The organism is Rahnella sp. 1L-D-7-B-C2 (assembly GCF_057290995.1).
On the sequence record NZ_JBXAVQ010000002.1, the window covers coordinates 268,955 to 295,098 of the forward strand.

Annotated in this window: 25 protein-coding genes; 13 read left to right on the forward strand and 12 right to left on the reverse strand. The window is 52.8% G+C overall.

The annotated features are described in order from the left end of the window. Positions 1–28: 28 nt before the first annotated feature. Positions 29–220: a chemotaxis protein gene (locus AC0Z7K_RS04845; RefSeq protein ID WP_413529725.1), complete on the forward strand. Its 192-nt coding sequence runs from the start codon at positions 29–31 to the stop codon at positions 218–220. A gap of 86 nt (positions 221–306) precedes the next feature. Here the strand turns inward: AC0Z7K_RS04845 and AC0Z7K_RS04850 are convergent, their stop codons facing one another. From AC0Z7K_RS04850 to pspA, 6 genes are all read right to left on the reverse strand, one after another. Continuing rightward, entirely contained in the window at positions 307–1,374 is a 1,068-nt protein-coding gene (locus AC0Z7K_RS04850) for a TIGR01620 family protein (RefSeq protein ID WP_485613115.1), read from the reverse strand. After that, positions 1,371–2,768 carry a YcjX family GTP-binding protein gene (locus tag AC0Z7K_RS04855; protein ID WP_485613116.1) on the reverse strand — a complete coding sequence of 466 codons (1,398 nt, stop codon included), beginning with the start codon at positions 2,766–2,768 and terminating at the stop codon, positions 1,371–1,373. The genes AC0Z7K_RS04850 and AC0Z7K_RS04855 overlap by 4 nt, the downstream gene beginning before the upstream one ends. Then, positions 2,743–2,994, reverse strand: a complete 252-nt coding sequence (locus AC0Z7K_RS04860; RefSeq protein ID WP_413529728.1) for a phage shock protein PspD — start codon at positions 2,992–2,994, stop codon at positions 2,743–2,745. Before AC0Z7K_RS04860 ends, AC0Z7K_RS04855 begins: the two co-directional genes overlap by 26 nt. A 70-nt stretch (positions 2,995–3,064) precedes the next feature. Then, a complete protein-coding gene (gene pspC / locus AC0Z7K_RS04865) occupies positions 3,065–3,424 on the reverse strand; it encodes an envelope stress response membrane protein PspC (protein ID WP_112168514.1) in 360 nt (119 codons plus the stop codon). Beyond that, positions 3,424–3,651: an envelope stress response membrane protein PspB gene (gene pspB / locus AC0Z7K_RS04870; RefSeq protein ID WP_056773709.1), complete on the reverse strand. Its 228-nt coding sequence runs from the start codon at positions 3,649–3,651 to the stop codon at positions 3,424–3,426. The genes pspC and pspB overlap by 1 nt, the downstream gene beginning before the upstream one ends. 97 nt (positions 3,652–3,748) lie before the next feature. Beyond that, a complete protein-coding gene (pspA, locus tag AC0Z7K_RS04875; protein WP_112168513.1) occupies positions 3,749–4,420 on the reverse strand; it encodes a phage shock protein PspA in 672 nt (223 codons plus the stop codon). Positions 4,421–4,676: 256 nt separating this feature from the next. On the opposite strand from pspA, the gene pspF reads away from it, so the two are divergent. The 8 genes from pspF (at position 4,677) to dtpA (ending at position 14,896) form a co-directional block, all read left to right on the forward strand. After that, a complete protein-coding gene (gene pspF, locus AC0Z7K_RS04880) occupies positions 4,677–5,681 on the forward strand; it encodes a phage shock protein operon transcriptional activator (protein WP_485613119.1) in 1,005 nt (334 codons plus the stop codon). Between the two features lie 368 nt (positions 5,682–6,049). Further along, positions 6,050–7,714, forward strand: a complete 1,665-nt coding sequence (sapA, locus tag AC0Z7K_RS04885) for an ABC transporter substrate-binding protein SapA (protein WP_485613120.1) — start codon at positions 6,050–6,052, stop codon at positions 7,712–7,714. Then, positions 7,711–8,676, forward strand: coding sequence for a putrescine export ABC transporter permease SapB (gene sapB, locus AC0Z7K_RS04890; RefSeq protein WP_485613122.1), 966 nt, complete (start codon positions 7,711–7,713; stop codon positions 8,674–8,676). Before sapA ends, sapB begins: the two co-directional genes overlap by 4 nt. Then, on the forward strand, positions 8,663–9,553 hold the full coding sequence (gene sapC, locus AC0Z7K_RS04895) for a putrescine export ABC transporter permease SapC (RefSeq protein ID WP_112168510.1): 891 nt from the start codon (positions 8,663–8,665) through the stop codon (positions 9,551–9,553). Before sapB ends, sapC begins: the two co-directional genes overlap by 14 nt. Continuing rightward, positions 9,553–10,545, forward strand: a complete 993-nt coding sequence (gene sapD, locus AC0Z7K_RS04900; protein ID WP_485613123.1) for a putrescine export ABC transporter ATP-binding protein SapD — start codon at positions 9,553–9,555, stop codon at positions 10,543–10,545. Before sapC ends, sapD begins: the two co-directional genes overlap by 1 nt. Further along, a complete protein-coding gene (gene sapF / locus AC0Z7K_RS04905) occupies positions 10,545–11,360 on the forward strand; it encodes a putrescine export ABC transporter ATP-binding protein SapF (RefSeq protein ID WP_413529798.1) in 816 nt (271 codons plus the stop codon). The genes sapD and sapF overlap by 1 nt, the downstream gene beginning before the upstream one ends. Before the next feature lie 235 nt (positions 11,361–11,595). Then, entirely contained in the window at positions 11,596–12,798 is a 1,203-nt protein-coding gene (locus AC0Z7K_RS04910) for a CMD domain-containing protein (RefSeq protein ID WP_485613125.1), read from the forward strand. Positions 12,799–13,384: 586 nt separating this feature from the next. Next, on the forward strand, positions 13,385–14,896 hold the full coding sequence (gene dtpA, locus AC0Z7K_RS04915; protein WP_413529800.1) for a dipeptide/tripeptide permease DtpA: 1,512 nt from the start codon (positions 13,385–13,387) through the stop codon (positions 14,894–14,896). A 341-nt stretch (positions 14,897–15,237) separates the two neighbouring features. On the opposite strand, the gene AC0Z7K_RS04920 is transcribed toward dtpA, so the two are convergent. From AC0Z7K_RS04920 to AC0Z7K_RS04930, 3 genes are all read right to left on the reverse strand, one after another. Beyond that, positions 15,238–15,576 (reverse strand): hypothetical protein, encoded by a 339-nt coding sequence (locus AC0Z7K_RS04920; RefSeq protein ID WP_485613127.1) that lies wholly within the window; start codon positions 15,574–15,576, stop codon positions 15,238–15,240. Positions 15,577–15,598: 22 nt separating this feature from the next. Next, the gene (locus AC0Z7K_RS04925; protein ID WP_413529802.1) at positions 15,599–17,494 is read right to left on the reverse strand and encodes a diguanylate cyclase domain-containing protein; all 1,896 of its coding nucleotides are present in this window, start codon (positions 17,492–17,494) and stop codon (positions 15,599–15,601) included. 165 nt (positions 17,495–17,659) lie between these two features. Next, positions 17,660–18,691: a helix-turn-helix domain-containing protein gene (locus tag AC0Z7K_RS04930; RefSeq protein ID WP_485613129.1), complete on the reverse strand. Its 1,032-nt coding sequence runs from the start codon at positions 18,689–18,691 to the stop codon at positions 17,660–17,662. 170 nt (positions 18,692–18,861) lie between these two features. On the opposite strand from AC0Z7K_RS04930, the gene AC0Z7K_RS04935 reads away from it, so the two are divergent. The 4 genes from AC0Z7K_RS04935 to gstA all read left to right on the forward strand — a co-directional run bounded on the left by AC0Z7K_RS04935 (position 18,862) and on the right by gstA (position 22,934). Then, positions 18,862–19,131 carry a hypothetical protein gene (locus AC0Z7K_RS04935; RefSeq protein WP_112168502.1) on the forward strand — a complete coding sequence of 90 codons (270 nt, stop codon included), beginning with the start codon at positions 18,862–18,864 and terminating at the stop codon, positions 19,129–19,131. Positions 19,132–19,477: 346 nt separating this feature from the next. Further along, entirely contained in the window at positions 19,478–21,151 is a 1,674-nt protein-coding gene (locus AC0Z7K_RS04940; RefSeq protein WP_413529804.1) for a putative bifunctional diguanylate cyclase/phosphodiesterase, read from the forward strand. A 124-nt stretch (positions 21,152–21,275) separates the two neighbouring features. Next, positions 21,276–22,142, forward strand: a complete 867-nt coding sequence (dapA, locus tag AC0Z7K_RS04945) for a 4-hydroxy-tetrahydrodipicolinate synthase (protein WP_485613131.1) — start codon at positions 21,276–21,278, stop codon at positions 22,140–22,142. A gap of 186 nt (positions 22,143–22,328) precedes the next feature. After that, on the forward strand, positions 22,329–22,934 hold the full coding sequence (gene gstA, locus AC0Z7K_RS04950) for a glutathione transferase GstA (RefSeq protein WP_485613132.1): 606 nt from the start codon (positions 22,329–22,331) through the stop codon (positions 22,932–22,934). Between the two features lie 79 nt (positions 22,935–23,013). Here the strand turns inward: gstA and pdxY are convergent, their stop codons facing one another. The 3 genes from pdxY to pdxH form a co-directional block, all read right to left on the reverse strand. After that, positions 23,014–23,874 (reverse strand): pyridoxal kinase PdxY, encoded by an 861-nt coding sequence (gene pdxY / locus AC0Z7K_RS04955; protein WP_485613134.1) that lies wholly within the window; start codon positions 23,872–23,874, stop codon positions 23,014–23,016. 104 nt (positions 23,875–23,978) lie between these two features. Continuing rightward, positions 23,979–25,253 carry a tyrosine--tRNA ligase gene (gene tyrS, locus AC0Z7K_RS04960; protein ID WP_485613135.1) on the reverse strand — a complete coding sequence of 425 codons (1,275 nt, stop codon included), beginning with the start codon at positions 25,251–25,253 and terminating at the stop codon, positions 23,979–23,981. Positions 25,254–25,415: 162 nt separating this feature from the next. Continuing rightward, complete coding sequence (pdxH, locus tag AC0Z7K_RS04965) at positions 25,416–26,081, reverse strand: pyridoxamine 5'-phosphate oxidase (RefSeq protein ID WP_485613137.1); 666 nt, start codon at positions 26,079–26,081, stop codon at positions 25,416–25,418. Positions 26,082–26,144 lie beyond the last annotated feature (63 nt).

A 26,144-nucleotide genomic window follows, 5' to 3' on the forward strand; every position in this document is an offset into this window, starting at 1 on the left:
GCTTTAACAGATAAGAGGATGACCTAAGATGAAACAATTAACAGAACGTGATATCGAAATGGTTAATGGTGCGGGCTGGTCGGAAGATGTGAATAAAGTGGCTGACCGCCTGTCAAACTTTGGTCAGGACGCGGTAAGTGACACCAGTAATGCGGTGAACAAGGCGTATTCACAAATTTCCGACGGTCTTGCTAAAGCACAGAACTATCTGACCACCTAGTTTTCATGCTTCACAGGTGAACCAGAGTAAGACAGGCCCCCGCTTCGGCGGGGGCTTTTTTATGGTGATTGATAAGTGATCGAATATCAGACACCCGATTTCGTCTTATCGCTTTTTACCATGCTGTTTTTCAATTTTCCTATCAGCTCTTTGCGGAAATCACCCAGCTTCGGTTTATCGCCTTCCAGCCACGGCAGCGGGCGGCAAAGTTCCATGGTTTTGATACCCAGACGGGCGGTGAGCAAACCGGCACCGATGCCCTGAGCGGCACGGGCGGAAAGGCGCGCGGCCAGATCCTGCGACATCCAGTCCATCCCCACCTCACGCACCAGCTCGGACGCACCGGCGAAGGCCATATTCAGCAGCACTAACCGGAACAGGCGGATGCGGCTGAAGTAACCGAGTTCAATGCCGTACAGCACTGCAATGCGGTTGACCAGTCGCAGGTTACGCCAGGCGATAAACGCCATATCCACCAGCGCCAGCGGGCTGACGGCGATCATCAGCGCAGATTCCGCCGCTGAATGGCTGATTTCGCGCCGCGCCTGCGCATCCAGCACCGGCTGCACTAAACGGGCATAGAGCTCAACTACTTCGCGGTCGTTCTGCGTTTCATGTAGCGAGGCCTGCCAGCGTTGCAGCGCCGGATGGCTGTTATCCAGACCGGCCTGTGCTGCCAATTTTTCGCAAAACGCCCGTCCCTGCCCTAATCCGTGGCTGTGCATTAAATCACGGGCCATATCACGCTCGTCAGCGCGCTGGCGCAGACGGTATAAGCGCCGCCATTCAGTGACAATGGAGCCGACACCGGCGAACACGATAAGACCGCCCGCCGTGCAGGCACCGAGCGCTACCCAGTCCTGCTGGATCCACGCCTGATGCACCCATTGCACGCCCTGCGCCACGACGCTGATACCCAGCACCGCCACACCCAGACGCACCATTTTGCTCCACAGGCTGCGGCGCGGTTTCAGCGCACGGCTGAGCACCGCTTCGGCTTCGCCCTCTTCCTGTTGTTCATCAGTCTCAGCGGAAACAGGGATAAACCGCTCGGAAATGATCTCGTCGAACGCCTGCGCGGGGCGGAGAGCCGGTTCAACCGGCGCTTTTAATTCCGTTTCAAAATCGATACGCGGTTTTAAAGGTGCGCTCATCGCATTTTATCTCCCAATAAAAACTCCATCACCGCGTCCAGACGAATGTGCGGCAACGGCTGGTCCACGCTCATCTCGCGCGGACGGAACTCGTCAAAATGGAACCCCTGTTGCTGCCAGAACGCATGACCCGGCAGACGCGCCGGGACTTCGCCGGGAAAGACGGTCAGCGGTGCGCCATCAGCCAGCCGGTGGCCTTTCAGCGCGGGCAGACTTTGCCCCTGATATTCCACCAGCCCGGTTTCGGTTGCCTGTACCGAGGCAAGCCCGGCGCAGTCCATGCTGATGCCTTCGAACGCGGCGTTCTGCCACGCTTCCTGCACCAGCTGCTGCAACAGTGACACCAGATTAGCGTGCTGATCGCCGGTAATGTGGTCGGCTTTAGTGGCGGCAAACATCAGTTTATCGATGCACGGATTAAACAGGCGGCGGAACAGCGTGCGCTTGCCGTAATGAAAACTCTGCATCAGCTGGGTCAGCGCCAGACGCATATCGTTAAACGCCTGCGGCCCGCTGTTGAGCGGCTGGAGGCAATCCACCAGCACAATCTGCCGGTCAAATCGAACGAAATGCTCTTTGTAGAACCCTTTCACGATGGTCTGGCAGTAATAGTCAAACCGCGCGCGCAGCATGCCGAGGTTGCTGTTTTTATCTGCCTGCGCCAGCTGGGCATCGGTGTACTGATGCATTTCCGGCCACGGGAAGAACTGTAACGCAGGTGCACCGGCCAGATCGCCCGGCAGAACGAACCGCCCCGGCTGGATAAAGTGCAGTCCTTCGGTTTTGCAGCGCACCAGATAATCGGTGTAGGCCTGCGCAATCGCGCCCAGCAGATTTTCATCGGCCGGTGCCAGCGGATCACATTGCTCACACAGGGTCAGCCAGGGTTTCGCCCATTCGGCGCGATCGCCCTGTAACAGCCCCGCCATCTGGCGTGACCAGTCGAGATAGTTTTGCTCCAGCATAGGTAAATCCAGCAGCCATTCGCCAGGATAATCAACAATCTCCAGATATAACGTGGAAGTATCTTTGAAGTGGCGAAGCAGGGAGTCGTTGGAGCGATAGCGCAGTGCGAGACGGATTTCGCTGACGCCGCGGGTGGGCGTCGGCCACGCAGGCGGCGTGCCGAACAGCGACGCCAGACCTTCATCATAAGTAAACCGCGAAACGCCCAGATCGCGCTGGGGCACGCGCTTTACACCGAGCAGACGCTCTTCGCGGACAGCCGAAAACAGCGGCAAACGCGCGCCGCTGTGCATATGTAAAAGCTGGTTAACGAAGGCGGTAATAAAAGCGGTTTTTCCGCTGCGGCTCAACCCGGTGACGGCCAGCCGCAGATGCCTGTCCATGCCGCGATTGATCAGTGAATTAAAGTTGTTTTGTAGTCTTTTCATTGCTCTCCCTGGCGTAGCGCCCAAACAGCGCGGTCAAAATTCGTTTGAATAACGGTTCTAATAATAGTGCTAAAACGTAACGAACGGGTCCTTTTGCTACCACGCCCAGCACGCGGGCTGCCAGCCCGGCAGGACCAAACGTCAGCGCCAGCGTCACAATCACGCTGAAGATCTTCGACAGCAGGCTGCTTTTACCCGGCAGCGAGGAATTCAGATAACGGGTCATAAAGATTCCTTAAGCGGGACGTGGAAAGGAAATTGGCAACCGGCGCGACGTCCGGCGGCCAGAAGCTTTTTTAGAGCTGACGGAAACGGCTGCGTACGCCAAAGGTTTCCGAGGTAACATAACGCTCCACCTGGCGTAACCGCTGCTCGCTGGCTTTCAGCTCGCGGTCGGCTTCTTCCAGCAGGTTGCGCGGCGAAGGCGCAGTTTCACCTTCATATTCGCTGGCGGGCACCGGATCCAGCACATAGCTGAGAATGATGTACGCCACCACGGTGAACATAAACAGGCCGAAGAAAATCGACAGCACCGCCATGATCCGTAGCAGTTTTACCGGAACACCCAGATAGTGTGCCAGCCCGGCAAGTACGCCTTTAACCACGCCCTCTTCCGGCACGCGGTAGAGTTTTCGTTCAGACATTCGGCTCGCCATTATGATTGCCTCCAGCCCGGATGTTCAGAATCCAGAATTTCTTCCAGCGCCTGAATACGTTCGCGCATACGCTGCGCATCTTGCGTCAGGCTGGAGAGATTTTGCATCTCATGCTGACTAAGCTGAGTGCCATTTTGCTGGCGATTGCTGTAGTGAAGCCACAACCAGACAGGCGCCACGAATAAAACGAAAATGGTCAGCGGAATGGCTAAAAACAGGAAGCTCATTGTCTCTCCTTATGAGTCTTTTTAGTGCCGGTGAAGGCGTTTGTCCTGCAATGTGAACCTGCCCGCAGGCAGGTCCATCGACGGCTATCGTTAGCGATTACGCGTCTTTACTGACGTTCATTTTCGCTTTCAGAGCCGCAATCTGCGCACTGATTTCATCATCGGCTTTCAGATCGGCGAACTGCTGATCCAGCGATTTCTTTTTGCCGATACCCACGGTTTCCGCTTCCGCTTCCATGTGATCGATACGACGCTCAAATTGCTCGAAACGCGCCATCGCTTCATCAATCTTACCGCTGTCGAGCTGGCGGCGAACGTCACGGGAAGAAGACGCAGCCTGATGACGCAAGGTCAGCGCCTGTTGACGGGCACGGGTTTCGGTCAGTTTGCTTTCCAACTCGCCGATTTCCGATTTCATGCGATCCAGCGTTTCTTCCACCACGGTCACTTCATTTTTCAACACCGCGACCAGATCGGACAGTTTCTGTTTTTCGATAAGCGCCGCACGCGCCAGATCGTCTTTATCTTTACGCAGCGCCAGTTCGGCTTTGTCCTGCCATTCGTTCTGCTGAGACTCGCCCTGATCGATGCGGCGGATCAGCTGTTTCTTTTCTGCCAGCGCACGGGCAGAGGTTGAACGCAACTCCACCAGCGTGTCTTCCATTTCCTGAATCATCAGACGAACCAGTTTTTGTGGATCTTCTGCTTTATCCAACAGCGTGTTGATGTTGGCGTTAATGATGTCAGCGAAGCGAGAAAAAATACCCATAATCGAAATTCCTCTTTGATTCTGTTGGCATCCGGCCTCAGCCGGTTTTAAGGTGTCCGGCCAATCTGTTACCGGTTAAAGCAGCCGTCATTGATGACTTGCCGCAGTAAACCTATATCAGGATCCGTGCCAACTTTTTCCAATCATTATCTTCATGAATAAATTGAATTTTTTATTTTCTACTCTGCTATGCTTATTTTTCGAGATGACTATTTTCACCAAGTGTTAGTGTAATTCACCACACAAGGAAAGCCTGATGACTGATAATACAGACAATTTACTCGGCGAAGCCAATGCCTTTATAGAGGTACTGGAACAGGTTTCGCAGCTGGCGAAGCTCAATAAGCCGGTGCTGGTGACCGGCGAGCGCGGCAGCGGCAAGGAGCTGATCGCGCATCGTTTGCATTATCTGTCACCGCGCTGGCAGGGGCCGTTCATCTCCCTTAACTGTGCTGCACTCAATGAAAATCTGCTGGATTCCGAACTGTTCGGCCACGAAGCCGGTGCATTTACCGGGGCGCAGAAACGCCATCTCGGGCGCTTTGAGCGCGCGGACGGTGGCACGCTGTTCCTTGATGAGCTGGCGACGGCGCCGATGCTGGTGCAGGAAAAACTGCTGCGGGTGATTGAGTACGGACATCTGGAGCGCGTCGGCGGCAGCCAGCCGTTGCAGGTCGATGTGCGGCTGGTGTGCGCGACCAATGATGATTTACCGGCGCTGGCGGAGGCGGGAAAATTCCGCGCTGACCTGCTCGACCGCCTGGCCTTTGACGTAGTGCAACTGCCGCCGCTGAGAGAACGCCAGCAGGACATCATGTTGCTGGCCGAACACTTCGCCATACAGATGTGCCGCGAGCTTTCGTTGCCTTTATTTCCCGGCTTTACCGATGGCGCTCATGACACGCTGATGACTTACCGCTGGCCGGGCAACATCCGCGAGCTAAAAAACGTTGTTGAACGCTCGATGTACCGTCACGGTACCAGCGAAATTCCGCTCGACAATATTATCCTCAACCCGTTTGCGCGCCGCAATGAACCTGAGCGACAGACTGAGAGCGAAGAGCAATCTGCTCTGCCCGCGTTGCCGCTGGATTTAAAACAATGGGTGACCGGTCAGGAAAAAAATCTGATCGAGCAGGCGCTGCGGCAGGCGCGTTTCAATCAGCGCAAGGCGGCCGGCTTGCTAAACGTGACATATCATCAGTTACGCGGAATGTTGAAGAAGCATGGGATACAGGTTAATTCGCAGGAAGATGACTGAATTTCAGGCAAAAAAAAGCCAGCACCCGAGCTGGCTAAGTAATTCTGGAAGCAATGTGAGCAATGTCGTACCTCGCGATTAACGCCCCTGGCGGGACACCTCTCGTTCGGTGAAAAGAATGATAATGGTTCTCAGTATCGTCTGTAAAGCACTTTGTTGAGAATATTTCTCATTACCACATCAACAATAAGACTACTCTTTGAACAACCCTGAGGTCGTTAAGGGCTCCCCTGATTACCCTCTGGCCCGACTGCCGGGCAATTTTTGCGCGATGTGCCGCAGGAATACACGGTGTTTCGCGCAATGGATTGGGGTACCTCGCAGAGTACGGTACACTTAGGGCATTGCACCTTAACTTTGAAGCCTTTATGCGTCGTTTAACTTTGTGGATACTTTTATTGAGCGGCCTGTCCACAGCAGTATTTGCTGAGACCGCCCCAACGCACGGCAGCCCGCCGGTCGTCAGTGCACCGAATAAAGATATTCGCCAGAGTGGCTTTGTCTATTGCGTCAACGGAATGATCAATACGTTTAACCCGCAAAAAGCCAGCAGCGGGCTGATCATTGATACCCTCGCGGCACAGCTGTACGACCGCCTGCTGGACGTTGATCCCTATACCTATCGTCTGATCCCGGAACTGGCCCAAAGCTGGGAAGTCCTTGACGAAGGTGCGACCTACCGTTTCCATTTGCGCAAAGACGTGCCTTTCCAGAAAACGGGCGGGTTCTCACCGACGCGTAAGATGAATGCCGACGACGTGGTGTTCAGCTTCCAGCGCATTATCGATCCGAATAATCACTACCACGCCGTCAATGGCGAAGAGTATCCCTATTTCGACAGTTTGCAGTTTGCGAAAGCCATTAAGAGCATTAAGAAGCTTGATGATTCGACGGTGGAGTTTCGGCTGAATAATCCTGACGCCTCCTTCCTCTGGCATTTGGCGACGCACTACGCACCCGTGCTTTCAGCCGAATATGCGGCGAATCTGCAAAAAGCCGGTAACGAAGAAGAGATCGACCGTCAGCCGGTTGGCACCGGGCCGTTCCAGCTGAGCGAATATCGCACCGGTCAGTACGTTCGTCTGGCACGCAATGGCCAATATTGGAAAGGCACACCTCGCATGGCGCAGGTGGTGATCGACATGGGCGTCGGCGGGACAGGACGGTTATCCAAACTTCTGACCGGCGAATGCGACGTGCTGGCCTATCCCGCCGCCAGTCAGTTGTCGATTCTGCGCGAAGACCCTCGTTTACGCCTCTCACTGCGACCGGGCATGAACGTGGCATATCTGGCGTTTAATACCAACAAAGCTCCGCTAAACGATCCGCGAGTCCGTCAGGCAGTGGCGCTTTCTATTAATAATCAGCGCCTGATGCAGTCGATTTATTACGGCACCGCTGAAACTGCCGCTTCTATTTTGCCGCGCGCCTCCTGGGCGTACGACAGTAACGCGCAGGTCACAGAATACAATCCGAAAAAAGCACAGCAAATCCTGAAAGATTTAGGGCAGGAAAAGCTGACGCTGCATTTGTGGGTGCCCACGGCTTCTCAGTCGTTTAACCCGAGCCCGCTAAAAACCGCAGAACTTTTGCAAGCTGATCTGGCGCAGGTCGGCATAAAAGTAGTGATCGTGCCGGTCGAAGGCCGTTTTCAGGAAGCCAGGCTGATGGAGATGAACCACGACCTGACGCTTACCGGCTGGTCGACGGACAGTAACGATCCTGACAGTTTCTTCCGGCCGATGCTCAGTTGTGCGGCGATCCATTCGCAGACCAACTATGCTCACTGGTGTGACCCGAAATTTGATGAACTGCTGCGCCAGGGCTTACTCTCACAGCAACTTTCTCAGCGCATTGAGTTTTATCAGCAGGCGCAAAAAATTCTTGAGCAACAGTTACCGGTTCTGCCGCTGGCCTCCTCCCTGCGCCTTCAGGCTTATCGTTACGATATAAAAGGTCTGGTGTTGAGTCCGTTTGGCAATTCCTCGTTTGCCGGTGTGTTTCGCGATGATGAAGGAAGGAAGGCACCATGATCATCTTCACGTTACGTCGAATCCTTTTACTGCTGGTGACGTTGTTTTTCCTTGGTCTGGTGGCGTTTAGCCTGAGCTATTTTACGCCCAACGCCCCACTGCGCGGTGCGTCGCTGTGGGATGCTTATCATTTCTACTTCACCAGCTTATTCCAGCTGGATTTTGGCGTTTCCAGTATTAACGGCGAAAGCATTACCTACCAGCTCCAGTCCGTATTTCCGGCGACCATGGAACTTTGCATTCTGGCGTTTGCGCTGGCGTTAATCGTCGGTATCCCGCTTGGTATTCTGGCGGGAGTCATGCGCGGTAAGTGGCCGGACGTGGCAATCAGCAGTCTTGCACTTCTCGGTTTTTCCATTCCGGTATTCTGGCTGGCAGTGTTGCTGATGCTGTTCTTCTCGCTCCAGCTTGGCTGGCTGCCAGTTTCCGGGCGGCTGGACTTGCTTTATCAGTTGAAAACCGTCACTGGCCTGACGTTGATTGATGCCTGGCTGTCAGATTCTCCCTATCGCCATGAGATGATTGTCAGCGCCGTCCGCCATATGATTTTACCGATTGCCGCGCTGGCTGTGGCCCCGACCACTGAGGTGATCCGCCTGATGCGAATTTCAACCGACGAAATTCTGGCTAAGAACTATGTGAAAGCGGCCGCGACGCGCGGTTTATCCCGCTTCACCATTATCCGCCGCCATGTGCTGCACAATGCACTACCGCCGATCATTCCGAAACTCGGGCTGCAATTTTCCACCATGCTGACACTGGCGATGATCACCGAGGTTGTCTTCAACTGGCCTGGTATTGGGCGCTGGCTGATTAACGCCATCCGCCAGCAAGATTACGCCGCAATCTCTGCGGGCGTCATGGTGGTCGGTTCGCTGGTGATTGTGGTTAACGTGTTCTCAGACATTTTGGGCGCACTGATGAATCCATTGAAACATAAGGAATGGTATGCCCTTCGATAACGTATACCGCGAAAAACAGGTTCCCAGCCCGCTGCGCCACACGTGGGGGATTTTCTATCGTGACACGCTGTCGATGATCGGTTTCTACGGCGTCATCGGGTTGCTGTTTCTGTGTGTTTTCGGCCATTTGCTGGCGCCGTATGCACTGGATCAGCAATTTTTAGGGTATCAGCTGTTACCGCCTTCGTGGTCGCGATACGGGAATGTCGGCTTCTTTCTGGGCACTGACGATCTGGGCCGTGATCTGCTGAGCAGAATACTGACCGGCGCGGCGCCGACCATCGGTGGTGCGCTGGTGATTACGCTTGCGGCGTCGCTGTGCGGCGTAATTATCGGCGTGCTTGCCGGGATTTCGCGCGGGCTAAAATCGGCCATTCTCAATCACGTGCTTGATACGCTGTTATCGATCCCTTCCCTGCTGCTGGCCATTGTAGTGGTGGCTTTTCTGGGCCCAAAACTCGAGCACGCGATGCTGGCCGTGTGGCTGGCGCTGCTGCCACGCATTTCACGCACCATTTACAGCGCGGTACACGACGAGCTGGAAAAAGAATACGTCGTCGCCGTGCGTCTGGACGGTGCCTCGACCTGGCAAATCCTGCGTTACGCGGTGTTACCGAATATTGTCGCGGTGCTGGCAACCGAGTTTACCCGCGCGCTGTCGATGGCCATTCTGGATATCGCCGCGCTCGGCTTCCTTGATTTGGGTGCGCAACTTCCGTCTCCGGAATGGGGCGCCATGCTCGGAGATTCACTGGAGCTGGTGTATGTCGCGCCGTGGACGGTGATGCTGCCGGGCGCCGCGATCCTTATCAGCGTACTGCTGATCAACCTGCTGGGTGACGGTGTGCGTCGGGCGATCAATGCGGGGGTGGAATAATGCCGTTACTTGACATCCGCAATCTGACCATCGAATTTATGACCTCCGAGGGCCCGGTTAAAGCGGTAGATCGCGTCAGCATGACGCTCAACGCCGGTGAAATTCGCGGGCTGGTGGGCGAATCCGGTTCGGGAAAAAGTCTGATCGCCAAGGCCATCTGCGGCGTGACTAAAGATAACTGGCGCGTTACCGCTGACCGGATGCGCTTTGACGATATCGATCTGTTGCAACTGACCCCGCGCGAACGCCGCAAGCTGGTCGGCCAGAACGTGTCGATGATTTTTCAGGAACCTCAGTCCTGTCTGGATCCTTCAGAGAACATCGGGCGACAGCTGAGTCAGGCGATCCCCGGCTGGACCTATAAAGGTCGCTGGTATCAGCGTTTCCGCTGGCGCAAATATCGTGCCATCGAGCTGCTGCACCGCGTTGGCATTAAAGATCACAAAGACATTATGGCCAGTTATCCGTATGAACTGACCGAAGGCGAATGCCAGAAAGTGATGATCGCCATTGCGCTGGCCAATCAGCCGCGCCTGCTGATTGCCGATGAGCCTACCAACGCCATGGAACCGACCACGCAGGCGCAAATTTTCCGCCTGCTCGCGCGCCTTAATCAGAACAATAACACCACGATTTTATTGATCAGCCACGACCTGCAAATGATGAGCAAATGGGCGAACCGTATCAACGTGTTGTACTGCGGGCAGACGGTCGAAAGTGCGACCTGCGAAGATCTGCTGGCGACTCCCCATCATCCCTACACGCAGGCGTTAATCCGCGCGATGCCTGATTTCGGCCGTTCGATGCCGCACAAAAGCCGGCTGAACACACTGCCCGGCGCTATCCCTTCGCTGGAACATTTGCCGATCGGCTGCCGTCTTGGGCCACGCTGCCCTTATGCTCAGAAAAAATGTATTGAGACACCGAGCCTGCGTCTGGCGAAAACCCACGCCTATGCCTGTCACTTCCCGCTGAATATGGAGGAACAATAATGGCTCAAACCTTGCTCGAAGTTCGTGACCTGAGCAAAACGTTCCGTTATCGCACCGGGTTGTTCCGCAAAATGAATCTTGAAGCGGTTAAACCCGTCAGCTTCACGCTGAGGGAAAAACAGACGCTGGCGATCATCGGCGAAAATGGTTCAGGAAAATCCACGCTGGCGAAAATGCTGTCAGGTATGGTGGAACCCAGCGGCGGTGAAATCCTGATTGACGATCATCCGCTGGCGTTTCGCGACTATCGTTTTCGCAGCCAGCAGATCCGCATGATTTTTCAGGATCCGAGCACCTCGCTCAATCCGCGCCAGCGAATCGGCCAGTTGCTGGAAGCCCCGTTGCGTCTGAACAGTGAAATGGATGCCCAGCAGCGTGAGCAGCGTATTAACCAGACGTTACGTCTGGTGGGCATGTTGCCCGATCACGCCAACTACTATCCGCATATGCTCGCCTCCGGGCAAAAGCAGAGCGTCGCCCTCGCCCGCGCGCTAATCCTGCAACCGAAAGTGATTGTTGCCGATGAAGCGCTGGCGTCGCTGGATATGTCGATGCGCTCACAGGTGATTAATATGATGCTCGAGTTGCAGGAAAAGCAGGGAATTTCGTACATCTATGTGACACAACACCTCGGCATGATGAAACATATCAGCGATCAGGTACTGGTAATGCATGAAGGTGAAGTGGTTGAGCGCGGTAATACTGCCGAAGTGCTGGCTGCACCGTTGCATGACCTCACCAAACGACTGATTTCCAGTCACTTCGGTGAGGCGCTGACCGCAGATGCCTGGCGGCGCGATGGTAACGGTCGTTGAGAACAGGCGATAAGCAGTTTCTGAATAAAGCGGTATCAGGCAACTGATGCCGCTTTTTTTGACAATAACGGTATAAATTGTCGTCATTAATAGAATCGACTGTTATTTCTACGGCTTTCTATTCCATTTCGCTATGATTTATCGCTTAACATTATTTTATCTCGACACAAGGATAAGCAACGATAGGGTCTGTAAATTTGCCTGAGGTATCAGGCTTGAAGCAAAGGACCCGATCATGGAACAACAACGCAAGGCCGCGCACAGCGGCTGGTATCACGAAACTCAATGCAGCCTGCAGGGTCATCTGCCGCTAAATCCGCATGCTGCGTTGGCACAGGATCGCTTTCTGCTCGGGCAAGATGCACAACTCGACCCGACGCTGCGTTCGCTTTTCCATGAGCGTCAGGGATTACTTAATGCCTCCCGAGCCTGTTACGACGTGCTTTTTCCCGACAGTTTGAAGGTTTCCCGCACCGAGACATTATCTCTATATGACCGGCTGAGCAGCGCGCTGACCGTCGCGCAGGTTAGCGGCGTACAGCCACTTTGTAGCCATTACGCCGCACGCCTCGCCCCGCTCTCCAGTCCTGACGCCTCCCGTGAAAGCAACATCCGCCAGACCCATATAACTCAGTTCGCCAGATTACTCGCAACCCAGCCGACCTTAATTACTGCGCCTATGCTGAGCCAGCTCAATGACGTCGGCCTGAGCACACAGGACATTGTGACCTTTACTCAGCTGATCGGTTTTGTGAGTTATCAGGCACGCGTACTGGCAATTTTGAACGGACTTCGCGGCCGGGCGGCAGCGGTATTGCCGGGCTTCCCTTCTCCGGAAGGTTGCGAGCAGAAAGGGTATTCTCTGGCGATGTTGCAATGGTCCTCGCGGCTCCCGGAAGTCGCTCCCGAAAGTGCCAGTCAGCATCAGCAGGATGTGCTGGATTTGATTGCACCGGACGCCCGCTCTTCTTCTTTCTATACCTTGCTGGTACACAACGCCGATGCACTGAGCGAATTCTCCGCCGTATTTAACAACGTTATGCAGGCGGGTGAGCGCCCGAAAGCCGCGTGGCGCGAACTCGCGGCGGTGGCCACTTCAGAGCTTAATGGGTGTTTGTACTGCGCGGGGATCCACGGCCGGTTGTATCTGGAAGCTGAAGGCCGTGCGGAATTAATCGAACAGCTGTTTGAAGCCACTTATCGTGATGACGTGGTTGATGCAGTTTCGCAGAAACAGGCCGGCAGCGCAGAAGCGGCCTTGCTGGAAAGCGTGATTGCCCTGACCCGTACTCCGGAGCGTTTTGATGCGCGGCTGCTGCACGGGCTATCTGACGCGGGTTACACTGCCACGCAATCTCTGGATATTTTGCTGACGGCCGCGTTGTTTAGCTGGTCGAATCGTCTGATCCAAACGCTGGGCGATACATTGAGTCAATAATCGGCTAATTTCCATACTTTCTCACTGATGCTTTAATCTTCAACTCCGGCAGGATTTTCCCCTGCCTGAGACTTCAATTGTAAATGCCCCCACCGTTTAACCGCTCTAAGTCGTACTAATCTTATTTTCAATCGGAAATTTAGTGTTAAAACGAGAAGCAGATCACATTACGCTATTTATCGTTTTCCACCGTCCTTCCCCATCCTGTCTTTCGTGGATAAAGTAACGCACAGGCACGCATAAGCAGAGTTATTCACTGCATATTCAATTGTAATGAGTGAATACAGCCACCTTTAAACCCTCTGAAAAAACAAAACATATATGCATTTAGAGATGATTATTCATACAACATATTCGCATTGCCTATTTCAAAAACATAAACGTTAATTCTGCATAACATTTCGAACACAGTTTAATCAGGACGGAAAAGTTATATGTAACCGAATATGTCAAACTCCTTGCCTCATTTACGAAGATAGTGAACATTACCTGCCGTCATCCCATCTTATAACAATGCAAAGGGTGCTTAATTCGCGCCACTTATGCGTTTCCGCCATACGGCCGGAAGGAATAAACAGAGGTACGAGTGTCAACTGCAAACAAAACACCTAACAACGAAAGCGTGAGTCTGAACGCCTTCAAACAGCCAAAAGCGTTTTACCTGATTTTCTCCATCGAACTTTGGGAACGTTTTGGTTATTACGGCCTGCAAGGGATCATGGCAGTTTACCTGGTCAAGCAACTTGGCCTGAGTGAAGCCGAATCGATCACCCTGTTCTCATCCTTCAGTGCGCTGGTCTACGGCTTCGTGGCTATCGGTGGCTGGTTGGGTGATAAAGTGCTGGGTTCCAAACGCGTAATCGTGCTGGGTGCGATTGTGCTGGCGCTGGGTTATTCCTTCGTTGCGTATTCCAACCACGAAGTTTTCTGGGTTTATCTGGGTATGGCGACCATCGCCGTTGGTAGCGGTCTGTTTAAAGCAAATCCATCCTCATTGCTTTCTACCTGCTACGAAAAAGATGACCCGCGTCTTGATGGCGCATTCACCATGTATTACATGTCAGTTAACATCGGTTCGTTCTTCTCGATGCTTGCCACCCCGTGGTTAGCCGCGAAGTACGGCTGGAGCGTCGCGTTCTCTCTGAGCGTCGTCGGTATGCTGATCACTATCGTGAACTTCATGTTCTGCCGCAAATGGGTAAAACGTCAGGGTTCAAAACCGGACTTCGAACCGTTGCAATTCCAGAAGCTGCTGATGGTATTGGTCGGCGTTGTAGCGCTGGTGTTCATTTCCAGCTGGCTGCTGCATAACCAAACCATCGCACGTATGGTTCTGGCTTTGGTTTCTGTGGGTATCATCATTGTCTTTGCGAAAGAAACTTTCGCGATGAAAGGAATTGCACGTCGTAAGATGATTGTGGCCTTCCTGCTGATGATGGAAGCCGTTGTATTCTTCGTTCTGTACAGCCAAATGCCAACTTCCCTGAACTTCTTCGCGATCCATAATGTGGGTCACGATCTGCTGGGTATCAGCTTCCAGCCAGAGCAGTTCCAGGCACTGAACCCGTTCTGGATCATGGTTGCCAGCCCGCTGCTGGCCGCGGTTTACACCAAAGTCGGTGACCGTATGCCAATGCCGCACAAGTTTGCGATCGGTATGGTGTTATGTTCCGGTGCATTCCTGGTGCTGCCGTGGGGTGCAAGCCTCGCGAACGAACACGGTATCGTCTCCGTTAACTGGCTGGTACTGAGTTATGCGTTGCAAAGTATCGGTGAGCTGATGATTTCTGGTCTGGGTCTGGCGATGGTGGCACAGCTGGTTCCGCAACGTCTGATGGGCTTCATCATGGGCGCATGGTTCCTGACAACCGCTGCTGCGGCAATTATCGCAGGCTACGTAGCGAACCTGACCGCCGTTCCGGCGGATATCGAAGATGCCCACGCGTCTCTGGCGATTTATAGCCACGTGTTCCTGCAGATTGGTATTGCGACCGCTGTGATTGCCCTGCTGATGCTGGTGACCGCGTCTAAATTGCACCGCATGACCCTCGATCGCGACACTGACGAAAAACAACCTGAACTGTCTTCTGCGCAATAATCGCAGAGAGCTTTTGATGATGGTTGACGAACGCCTCCTCCGGGAGGCGTTTTTTTTTGGAGTAATTTAGCAAATGTGTTCATTGTGTTAGGATTGTGTAAGTTAAAACTTACCGAACCGGGTCTTTTCTGATGAGCCAGAATTACAGCAAATACGAACAACTCACCCGTTATCTGGCTGCGGATATACTGAAAAACAAAAAGTCATTTTCCTGGCGACGCATCATTGTCAGGTGTATTAAACAGCCTCATCACCGGTATATCTTTTGGTGGCGGATTGCGAGTTATCTCTATTCCACCGACAGCCATTTTTGTAAAAGCCGCGCACGTAAGATCAATTTCTCACTTATCAAAAAGTACAGCATTGAAATTATGCTGGGTGCGCAAATCGGAGAAGGAATCAGACTGCCTCATTTCACGGGCATTGTGATTAACCCTTATTGCGTTATAGGTAACAATGTCCGGATCCGGCAAAACACCACCATCGGTATCAAAGAGGATGTCGGCGGCACAAGCGTGTGCATTGGCGATAATGTGGATATCGGCGCGAATTGCTGCATCATAGGTAACGACATTACTATCGGCAAAAATGTCGTTGTCGGGGCGATGTCTTATATCAATAAAAGCATCCCGGAAAACGCAGTTTGCTATACCGAGAAAACGACTAAAATCATCATCCAAACCTGATATTTCAGTATCGCACTCACCCCAAATAATAGCGCCCCTTCCCACCCTGTTTAGCCCGGTACATCGCAGCATCTGCACGGGCCATCAGGGTTTCTGGCATCAGCGGCTGACGCGCACGCCCGACGGCGACGCCGATACTCGCAGACAGCGCCACCGGTATACCGGCTACTTTTTCCACCGAACCGAGCGCGCCTATCAGATCGATACAGATACGGCTTACGTCTGTTTCAGTGTTGCCCAGATGAGTCAGTAAAACGGTAAATTCATCGCCCGCCAGACGTGCGACCATATCCTGTGAACGCAAATTGTCGCGCAGGGTATGCCCGAAAAATTTAAGAACCAAATCGCCAAATTCGTGCCCATAGGTGTCGTTGTACGCTTTAAAATTATCAATATCCAAAAAAAGCAATGCGATATCTTTGTCTGCCTTTTCTTGTTGTCTGGCAGCGTAAATCAGAGACTGTTGAAATGCCCGGCGGTTTGGCAGGCCGGTCAGGGAATCATGGTTAGCTTCGAACTCCAGCTGAGCCTGAAGTTTCTTTATCTCGGTGATATCTGTTGAGAGCCCATAATAGCCGTTACGCACATCATCGCAGGGAATAAGTGTTGTGTGTAAAACGCCGCCCATCCCGTGACCTGAATCCGCAGGCAATTCAATTTCATAGCTGACGGTCTGTCCCTGTAAAACCTGGCGGATAAAGGGCTGAATGACCTGATAACTCGCGTAACCCACCACATCGCGCACCTGCTGCCCGCGGACTTTTTCCTCTTCCACACCGTACCAGTTGGCATGGAAGTGATTCACAAAGGTGTACTGCTCACTGGCATCCACATGGCAGATTAGCGCAGGAATGTTATCGGTGATTGCGCGCAGACGGTTTTTACTTTCGGTGAGTTCCCGCTCACGCGTCAGACGCTGAGCAATTTCCTGATGCAGCTGGTCCATTGCTACCTGTAGTTCGATGGTCCGCGCAGCGACCCGTCGCTCAAGATCCCCCTGGAGCGAATACAGCGCCTGTTCGATGTGCTTACGCTCGGTAATATCGCTGATGACCACGATGTAGTGATGTGCTTCGCCTGCGGCGTTGCGCACCAGCGAGGCGGTGAGCGTGACCCAGAGCGTGCTGCCATTGGCGCGTTGCAGAAGTTTTTCCACACTGAAGCTGTTTATTTCGCCAGAGAGCAAGCGGGGAATAAGAATGTTTTCAGCGTAAACATCGTCGGCATGGGTGACGTCGTGCAGCAGACACGAGCGCAACTGATACTCGGCATAGCCAAGCATATTGCAGACTTGCGGATTGATGCGCAGCCAGCGCCAGTCGAGCGCCACCAGGGAGAACCCCACCGCCGCATGCGCAAAAGTTTGCTCAAACAGGGCTTCACTTTTGGCCAGATTGTCTTCGACGGTGGCGGTGTACTGACGGTTCTCCAGATGCAGGATGTAGCTTTGCACCAGCGCCGTCATATCCAGCAATGTCTGCTGATCTTCATCGCTCCATCCACGCGGTTGATCGTCAAGCAGACAAAAAGATCCGAGTGCCACACCTTCTTTCGAATACAGCGCGCAACCGGCGTAAAACACGATATGAGGGTCTCCCGCCACCAGCGGATTATCGTGGAAACGCAGGTCCAGTCTGGCATCACTGACAATGAGCGGGCCGGATCCCAAAATGGTGTGGCCGCAAAAAGAGGTATCGCGGGGAGACTGATTAATATTCAGGCCAGTCTGGGACAAAAACCACTGACGGTCCGCGTCAATCAGTGAGACCACTACCGCTTTAGCCTGAAACTGCCGGGCAGCCATGCGGGTGATGCGGTCTATCTCCTCGATTCTGGGCGAATCCAGTATGCCCAGAGATGCCAGGATGGTCAGACGCGCCTGTTCATCTACTGCCTGTTGAGGGACTAACATGATGGACTCTCAATGATTACCGTTGGACAACTCAGCAAGTCTACTGCGTTTACCCGAAAAAACGGCGCTGATTCCACCCATTGCGGGCAAAAATCAGAATAGTGACAGAACATTAAAAAACTAATTAATTAACAATCTTTAAACATTGAGAGGGAAATCAAATCATTAAAGGGAACTGACCCAGTTAACATGCGTAGCGCCAGGATGCCCCGATTCCTCAGCGTCGCGACGGAAGCGGTCGCGCATCTCCGACGGCGTGGCTCCGTAAAACTCATGAAAATACCGGCGCAGCACGCTCAGTTCTAAACCGCACTGACGGGCAATCACGGCCAGGCTTTGATCAGACAGAGAAGACGTGCGCAACAGACGCTTCGCCAGCAGGACGCGGCGGCTACGGATAAACTGCGCAATGCCGCCAAGCGGTTCGAACAAGCGATACAGGCCCGAACGGGAAATCGCAAAATGTTTGCACAGTGCATCAATGCCGATCGGCTTGCTCAGATGCTTCTCAATGTGCAGACAGATACGTTCAAGCCGTGCGCTTTGCTCAAAAGGATGCTCCACTTTTTTACCGGCGATCAGATGCAACGTTTGCAGGAAGACCGATGCAGCACCTTCGCCAGTGCTAAGCACCTCCTGCTCGGTCATCTGATCAAAAACCTGAACCATGGTCGCGAAGTGATTGCGTAAAATAATATTTACCGGCGATGACGCAGGAACGCGCTTGCCGTGTAACGAGGCGATATCCACATTAAAATTCAGGCTGTGCTTGGGCATAATGATGTACTGATAGGTACCGAGACGCGGTTTCACATCACCCGGATAAACGTGGATTTGTATCGGTTGCGACATATCCTGGATCAGGATGTCACCCTGTGAGAGCTGAAAACGCTCGCCAAAACACAGGCAGTCCATTCCGCCGATAATCACGATAAAAATGACGATATGATCGGGCATTGAGAACAGGTTACCGTACTGACGGTTAATATCGTGCTCGCTGACCGTCAACACGCCGCCAATCACACGGCCAAAGTTATAACCGGTGACGCCCCAGTCAAACTCTTCACGGTATTTGTCCGGCAGCTCCAGTTTGAAACCGGCGCTCGACATCCCGTCTTCCCATTCATAAAAACGGGTTTCGAAATCCTGATAAATGTTGGCACCATCAACAATCTTTCGCGAAGACGAGTCGCTCATTTCATCACCATGAATTAAGATAATTCCTAAAAGATACGCTACGCGCCGCTGCGAAATCAATCTCCCGGTGAAAATAACCATAAGGAAATGAGACACCCAATTTGCTATTCTTAACTGGCACGTTTTCAACCCTCACCCCGATGACTCGCCCAACACACCAGGAAAAGCCGATGGAAAAACGAAAAGTCCTGGATGAAGGACGTCAGTTAAAACGTATCAATGCCGAAACCCGGCGTCAGTCTCATATGCATAAATGGTTCGCCATCGTGGCAGCGCTCGACTGCGTGCTGGTGATTTTCTACGATCAGGATATGCGTAACATTGTCTTCTCCGCAGGAGTTTGCATTGTTTGTACCGTTCTGTGGCTGAAAGGCCGTAAACAATCACGCGGATACCGACGTGAGTGGGATAAAAAGTTCGGGACAAAGAAAGATCTTTAGTCTGAGCAGGCGTTGTCATCCGATTTCCTTCCCTTTTAGCCAAAAACCTTCCTGACATCATAAAGAAATTCCGAAATGTTATAGCCACCGTTCATTTTTTCGACGACGGGCAGGGGAAATAACGTTATCGTCCTGAAAAAAAAGCTTCGCGGTTAATTGATCGTTATTCACCCGAATAAAATGTTGAATACTTTACTTAGCACATGATAACCAATTGAATTTTAGAATTTAAAAACAACCTTAATATTCTGATCCATTTGTGAGTAATAATTGCAAAAACCTGATGGGTTATTGCCCGAACGGCCGGGCCACATCACCTTCATTTTCTGCTCGGGGTATTTCACTCATGCTTACTGATATTGCGATATGCCAGGCAGTTCTCGATGCCCTTCCCGAAGCTACAGTATTAAAAGACGATCTGCGTAAGCTGGTATTTCTTAATCAGAAAGCCAGCGAGTTTTATGGTCGGCCTCGTGAAGAACTGATTGGTGAAGACGTCTCCTTCTTTACAGACCCTGAACAGGCCGCACGCCAGCGCGAGCGAGATATTGAAATACTGACAACCGGTGAAAAAACTGTTCATGAAGAAACGATGATTGACCCGGCCGGAAAACGACGCAATGTGCTGGTGAGGAAATCCCGCGTTACGCTCGAGCAACGGCATTATATTCTCACCTCGATCATGGATATTTCTCTGCTGCGAAATTCCGAGGCACAGATCCGCTATCTGGCTCGCCATGATGTATTAACTGGCCTGCCAAACCGCACCGCATTAAATGAAGAACTCAGCCAGATTGCCGCACAACGAATGTATCGTTCGGAAACCTACGCCCTGCTTTTGCTCAATCTGAATGACTTTAATTACATTAACGACACCTATGGATATCAGGCCGGAGACGCTATTTTATGCGAATTCGGTCAGCGTTTGAGAAATGAAGTGGGCACCTCAGGTATCGTTTCGCGCATAGGCGGTGATGAATTTTCTATTATTCTGCGCGACAGCCCGACCAGTGAGATGACGCATAATCTGGCGCTGGAAATACTGGTGATGATGCGTCAGCCTTTTACGCTGACGCGCGCTAATCCACTCATCACGCTTTCCTTTGGGATTGTCATGTTTGGCGCTGAAAATATTACCGCCGGTGAAATTATGCGTCGCGGGAATACCGCTCTTCTCGAAGCCAAGCAGCGCGGAAAAAATGTTTTTTCGTTTTATTCAGAATTACTCGATGCCAGCACCGTCAGCAAACGCATCATGGTTAAAGCGCTGGCCGAATCGTTATCCAAAGAAGGTGATTTGACCTGCGTGTATCAACCGATCCTGCGCAGTCGCGATGAGAAAGTGGTCTGCGTGGAAGCGCTGGCGCGCTGGAATCACGGTGTGCTGGGCGCGGTGTCTCCGGTGCAGTTTATTGCGCTGGCCGAAGAGACTGGTCTGGTCATTCAGCTGGGTGAAATTGTCCTGCGTCAGGCTTGCCGGGATATAAAACAATTCAATCAGCTCAATCTGGCGATCAACGTTTCGGCCGTGCAGCTGGGTGAACCCGATTTTGGCGCGCGGATCCAGGCGTTGCTGGCTGAAGAGGGTTTCCCGACTTCACGCCTTGAACTCGAACTGACCGAAACGTCGGTGATGAATGCGAACCCCACCAGCCTCAGTCATCTGATGGAACTGCGTAAACTGGGGGTTAAAATCTCACTGGATGATTTCGGTACCGGGTATTCCAGCCTCAGTTTGCTCAAGGATATCTCGGTAGACAGTGTGAAAATCGACCGGTCGTTTGTGCAGTACGTCACAGAAGTGAACGATACTGCCGCCATTGTGACCGCAGTCTCTCAGCTCGGCAATAAAATGCATCTCAACGTCATTGCAGAAGGCGTTGAAAATCAGCTACAAAAATCCTTTTTAGTATCAGCAGGTTGCTCGCATCTTCAGGGGTATCTTTTTTCACGCCCGGTGCCGGTAGAGGTTTTGAAAACGCTGTTAGGCGCCGAAATGGATATCTTAGTCAGCAATTAAATCAGTCTTTCATAAGCGCCATAGATAACTCAAAACACCTTATTAATTCATTCAATTGGCGCTCGTCCCTGTTTTACTGACATGATCCGAGGCTGATCAATTACGCCGTTTAAGGAAATACAACATGTCATCGTTTTCAGGTATCTGGGTTCCACTGGTCACGCCGTTTCGTCAGGGCGAGATCGACTTTTCTGCACTGAAATCTTTGTGCACCCGGATGCTCAAACGGGGCGTCGACGGCGTTGTCGTCTGCGGTACCACCGGTGAAGCACCGATGCTGACCAAAGAAGAACAATTGCAGGTACTGGATGCGGTACTGGAAATCGTACCGGGAAATCAGGTGATCATGGGGCTGTCCGGCACCCATATGCCGGTGATCCGTGAGATGCAGGACGCGATTTCCCGCCGTCCGGTCGCCGGTTTTCTGGTGCCTGCACCGTATTATATTCGCCCTTCTCAGCCAGCGCTGGTAGCCTGGTTCACTGAAATTGCCGATAACGCCTCCGTGCCGGTGATGCTCTACAACATTCCCTACCGCACCGGCGTACAGATGGAACTCGATACCCTGCGCCAGCTGGCAAAACACCCGCGTATTACCGCCGTCAAGGATTGCGGCGGCAGCATTGATTTGACGCTGTCGCTGATTGCCGACGGTGAGCTGGATGTCATGTGCGGCGAAGATGTACAGATTTTCTCCACGCTTAGTCTGGGCGGCGCGGGGGCGATTGCGGCCTCTTCTCATATCTTTCCGGAAGAGTTTGTGGCGCTTATCAAACAGTTTAAAGAAGGCGATCTCATCGCCGCCCGCAAAATTTTCTTCGCCCTGTTGCCCATGATCCGCCTGATGTTCTCCGCGCCCAATCCGGCAGCCATTAAGTTCGCCCTGTCGCTGGACGGGCTGATGGCAAACGAACTACGTTCGCCAATGTTACCTGCACCGGAAAACGTCGAAACGGCGATCCGCGACTATCTTAATCAGCACTCACGCTAAATCTGATGCTGTGGCGAACGGCACAACGTTCGCCACGCCGTAACTTTTTGTTATCAGGCGTAATTTAAACACTGACTTTTACTCCCGCCGGTTCTAGGATAGAAGCAGTTTGTCTATGCCCTGTCGCTGCCCCGTGAACCGGAGCGTTCCCGGGGTTGGCCTGATTACTTATCAGATGGAGTGATTATGAAACTGTACTATAAGCCCGGTGCCTGTTCCCTTTCCCCGCATATTGTTCTTCGCGAAGCCGATCTGGATTTCAGCATCGAGAAAGTGGATTTAGCGACCAAAAAAACTGAGACCGGTGACGATTTTCTGACAGTCAATCCAAAGGGTCAGATCCCGACGCTTTTGCTCAACGACGGCAGCATCCTGACAGAAGGCGTCGCGATTGTGCAATACATCGCCGAACAGAAACCTGACCGCCAGCTGATGCCGGAACCTGGCACACCGGCCCGTTATCATGCGCTGGAATGGCTGAACTATATTGCCACCGAACTGCACAAAGGTTTCTCACCGCTGTTTAATCCGAAAACGCCGGAAGAGTTCAAAGCCCTCACCCGCGAAGCACTGAGCAAAAAATTCGCCTACGTGAATGAATCCCTGAAAGGAAATCATTTCCTGCTGGGCGCACGTTTTTGCGTGGCAGATGCGTATCTGTTTACCGTGATGGGTTGGGCTAAGGCTCTGAAATTCGATCTGAGCGCGCTGACCGATTTGAATGCGTATCTGGATCGCGTGGCCGCACGCCCGGCAGTTGATGCTGCCCTGACGGCTGAAGGTCTGAAATAAGTTTTCGTAGAAGCATTAAATAAAACGCCCCGGCTGATTCAGCGCGGGGCGTTTTTGTATTCAGGCGTTAAGATTTTTATTACAGCTTAACGGCCGGGAAATGATGTTCCGGATTAACCATTTTGTCCTGTGCGGCGACGATTTGTAGTTCGTACTCGCCCATCGCGTGTGTTGCCAACATCACCTCGTACACCGCAGCCGTCACATGTTCCAGGGCTTTATCCAGCGCTTCGCCTTTCAGCAAGTTCACCAGCAGTAAACCACTGGTCAGATCCCCCACGCCGACCGGCTGACGCACGCCAAAATCCACCAGCGGACGATCGATATGCCAGGCTTCTTCTGCCGTCACCAGCAGCATTTCAAACCGGTCACTGTGATAGCCAGCGCGACTCAGATGTTTCACCAGCACGATTTTCGGCCCTCTGTCGATGAGCTCACGCGCGGTGGCTACTGCCTCTTCGACGCTTGCCACCGCGTGGCCGCTGAGTAATTCCAGCTCCAGCAGATTTGGCGCAATAATGTCACAATTGATCAGGGCCTGATTGCAGTGAAACTCCGCCACGCCCGGCGCAACGATACAGCCTTTTTCAGGATGGCCCATTACCGGATCGCAAAAATACCATGCATCCGGATTAGCCGCTTTCACCCTGCGCACAATCTCCAGAATACTCTGGCCCTGTTCAGAGGAGCCGATATAACCACTCAGCACCGCGTCACAATCTTTCAGGCGATCAATGTCACCGATGCCCTGGGCGATTTCAGTCAAATGGCTGGCTGGCATTACGCAACCGGTCCAGTGGCCATATTGCGTATGGTTAGAAAATTGAACCGTATTCAAAGGCCAAACGTTTGCGCCCATGCGACGCATAGGAAATTCCGCCGCGCTGTTACCGGCGTGACCAAAAACGGTGTGTGACTGAATCGAAAGAATGCTTTTCATGAGGAATTACCGATAGCAACGTCATCGGAAGATGGCGGAATGACTGAGTTGTCATGGCAAAATTGAGGGGCCATCAGGCCCCCCATTGATGCCGGTCGTAAAGCTTATGCCCAGAGCAGCAGGGTGTAGTTCTTTTTACCGCGACGCAACAAGGTGTAACGGCCAAACAGTCGGTCACTGTCAGCAAAGCTGTATTCAGTGTCTGTCTGTTTTTCGCCATTAACGGAAACGGCGTTTGAGGAAATCATGGTACGCGCCTGTCCTTTGGACGGTGCCATACCGGCGATGACCAGCGCCTGTTGCAGATCGGTATCACGCGGTACTTCGAACAACTCAAGGCCGTCCTGCGCCAGCTGGCCGAAATCGACTTCGGTCATTTCGCTCAGGGAACCGGAGAACAGGCTCTGGGTGATGCGTTTCGCCGCGGCCAGACCTTCTTCGCCGTGCACCATGCCGGTGACTTCTTCCGCCAGCACATACTGCGCGCGCGGGGCTTTGCCGCTGTTTTTGTCTTCTTCTTCCAGTGCATTGATCTCTTCAATGCTCATGAAGGTGAAGAACTTCAGGAAACGGTAAACGTCGGCGTCAGCGGTGTTAATCCAGAACTGGTAGAATTTGTACGGACTGGTTTTCTTCGGATCCAGCCAGACCGCGCCGCCTTCGGTCTTACCGAATTTGGTGCCGTCCGCTTTAGTGATAAGCGGAACAGTGAGGCCGAAGACCTGCTTCTGGTGCATACGACGGGTTAAATCTATACCCGATGTGATGTTACCCCACTGGTCGGAACCTCCGATTTGCAGCACGACTTCATGGCGACTGTACAGCTCGGAGAAGTCGTACCCCTGCAACAGATTGTAAGAGAACTCGGTGAAGGAAATACCGCTGTCATCGCGATTCAGGCGCTGTTTCACCGCTTCTTTGTTGATCATCTGGTTAACAGAGAAATGTTTACCGATATCACGCAGGAAAGTCAGCACGTTCATGCCGCCGAACCAGTCGTAGTTATTTGCGGTAATGGCGCTGTTTTCACCACAGTTGAAATCAAGGAATGGCGAAACCTGATGGCGGATTTTCTCAACCCATTCGTTTACGGTTTCATTGGTATTGAGCTTACGTTCGGTAGCTTTGAAACTTGGATCGCCGATAAGGCCAGTCGCGCCGCCCACCAGAGCCACAGGCTTGTGGCCGCTGAGCTGGAAACGCTTCAGGCAAAGCAATGGCACCAGATGACCCAAATGCAAGCTGTCTGCGGTAGGATCGAAACCGCAATAGAGTGCAATTGGCCCTTGCGCCAGTAGCTCTGCTAACGCTTCTTCATCCGTCACCTGGGCAACGAGGCCCCGCTCTTGCAGTTGTTTAATCAGGTTGCTGCTCGCCATCAAAGACTCCGTTTATATGTACTAAGAATTATGTACTGAATGTGTGCAGATTCGTGTCCGGCATCATGCCGCGCATGTGCCTTTTCTCTCACCTTTACGGGGGACGTCATAGAATAAAGCGCTCATCGCCCGAGCGCTAGGAATTCGCATCATTTTGTTCGTTCAGGGGGCGAGACGGTCTATTTTCCAGCCAGTTTCGCTTTCTTCGGCATCCCGCTGATAAATGAAGCGATCGTGCAGACGGTGTTCGCCCCCCTGCCAGAACTCCATCGACTCCACTTTCACGCGGAATCCGCCCCAGAAACTCGGCAGCGGCACTTCGCCTTTGCTGAACTTTTGTTTCAGTTCGAGGAACTTGCTTTCCAGCACGCCACGCGCCGAAATCCGGCTGGACTGCTGCGACACCCACGCGCCGATCTGGCTGTCTTTCGGGCGGCTGGTGAAGTATTTCATCACTTCCAGCGTGGAAAGACGTTCGGCCTGCCCGAGTACAATGACCTGGCGATCCAACATGTGCCACGGGAACAGCAGGCTGATGTGTGAATTCACCGCCAGCTGTTGTGCTTTGCGGCTACCCAGATTGGTGTAGAACACCAGCCCTTTTTCATCGTAGTGCTTGAGTAACACAATTCGCTGGAAAGGCTGCCCGTTCTCATCAACTGTCGCCACCACCATCGCCGTAGGATCCGCCAGCTTTGCCTCACAGGCCTGTTTCAGCCAGTGCTCAAATAAGGGTAGCGGTTCAGGGGTCAGATCGGCGCGACGGAGCCCGCCACGCGTGTATTCACGACGCGAGTCGGCAACATCAAATTCATTATTATCAGCCATATGGATTCAATTGCGTATCAACAGGAAGGTAACTGCATTGTGCACCCGCCGCGTCAGGATCTC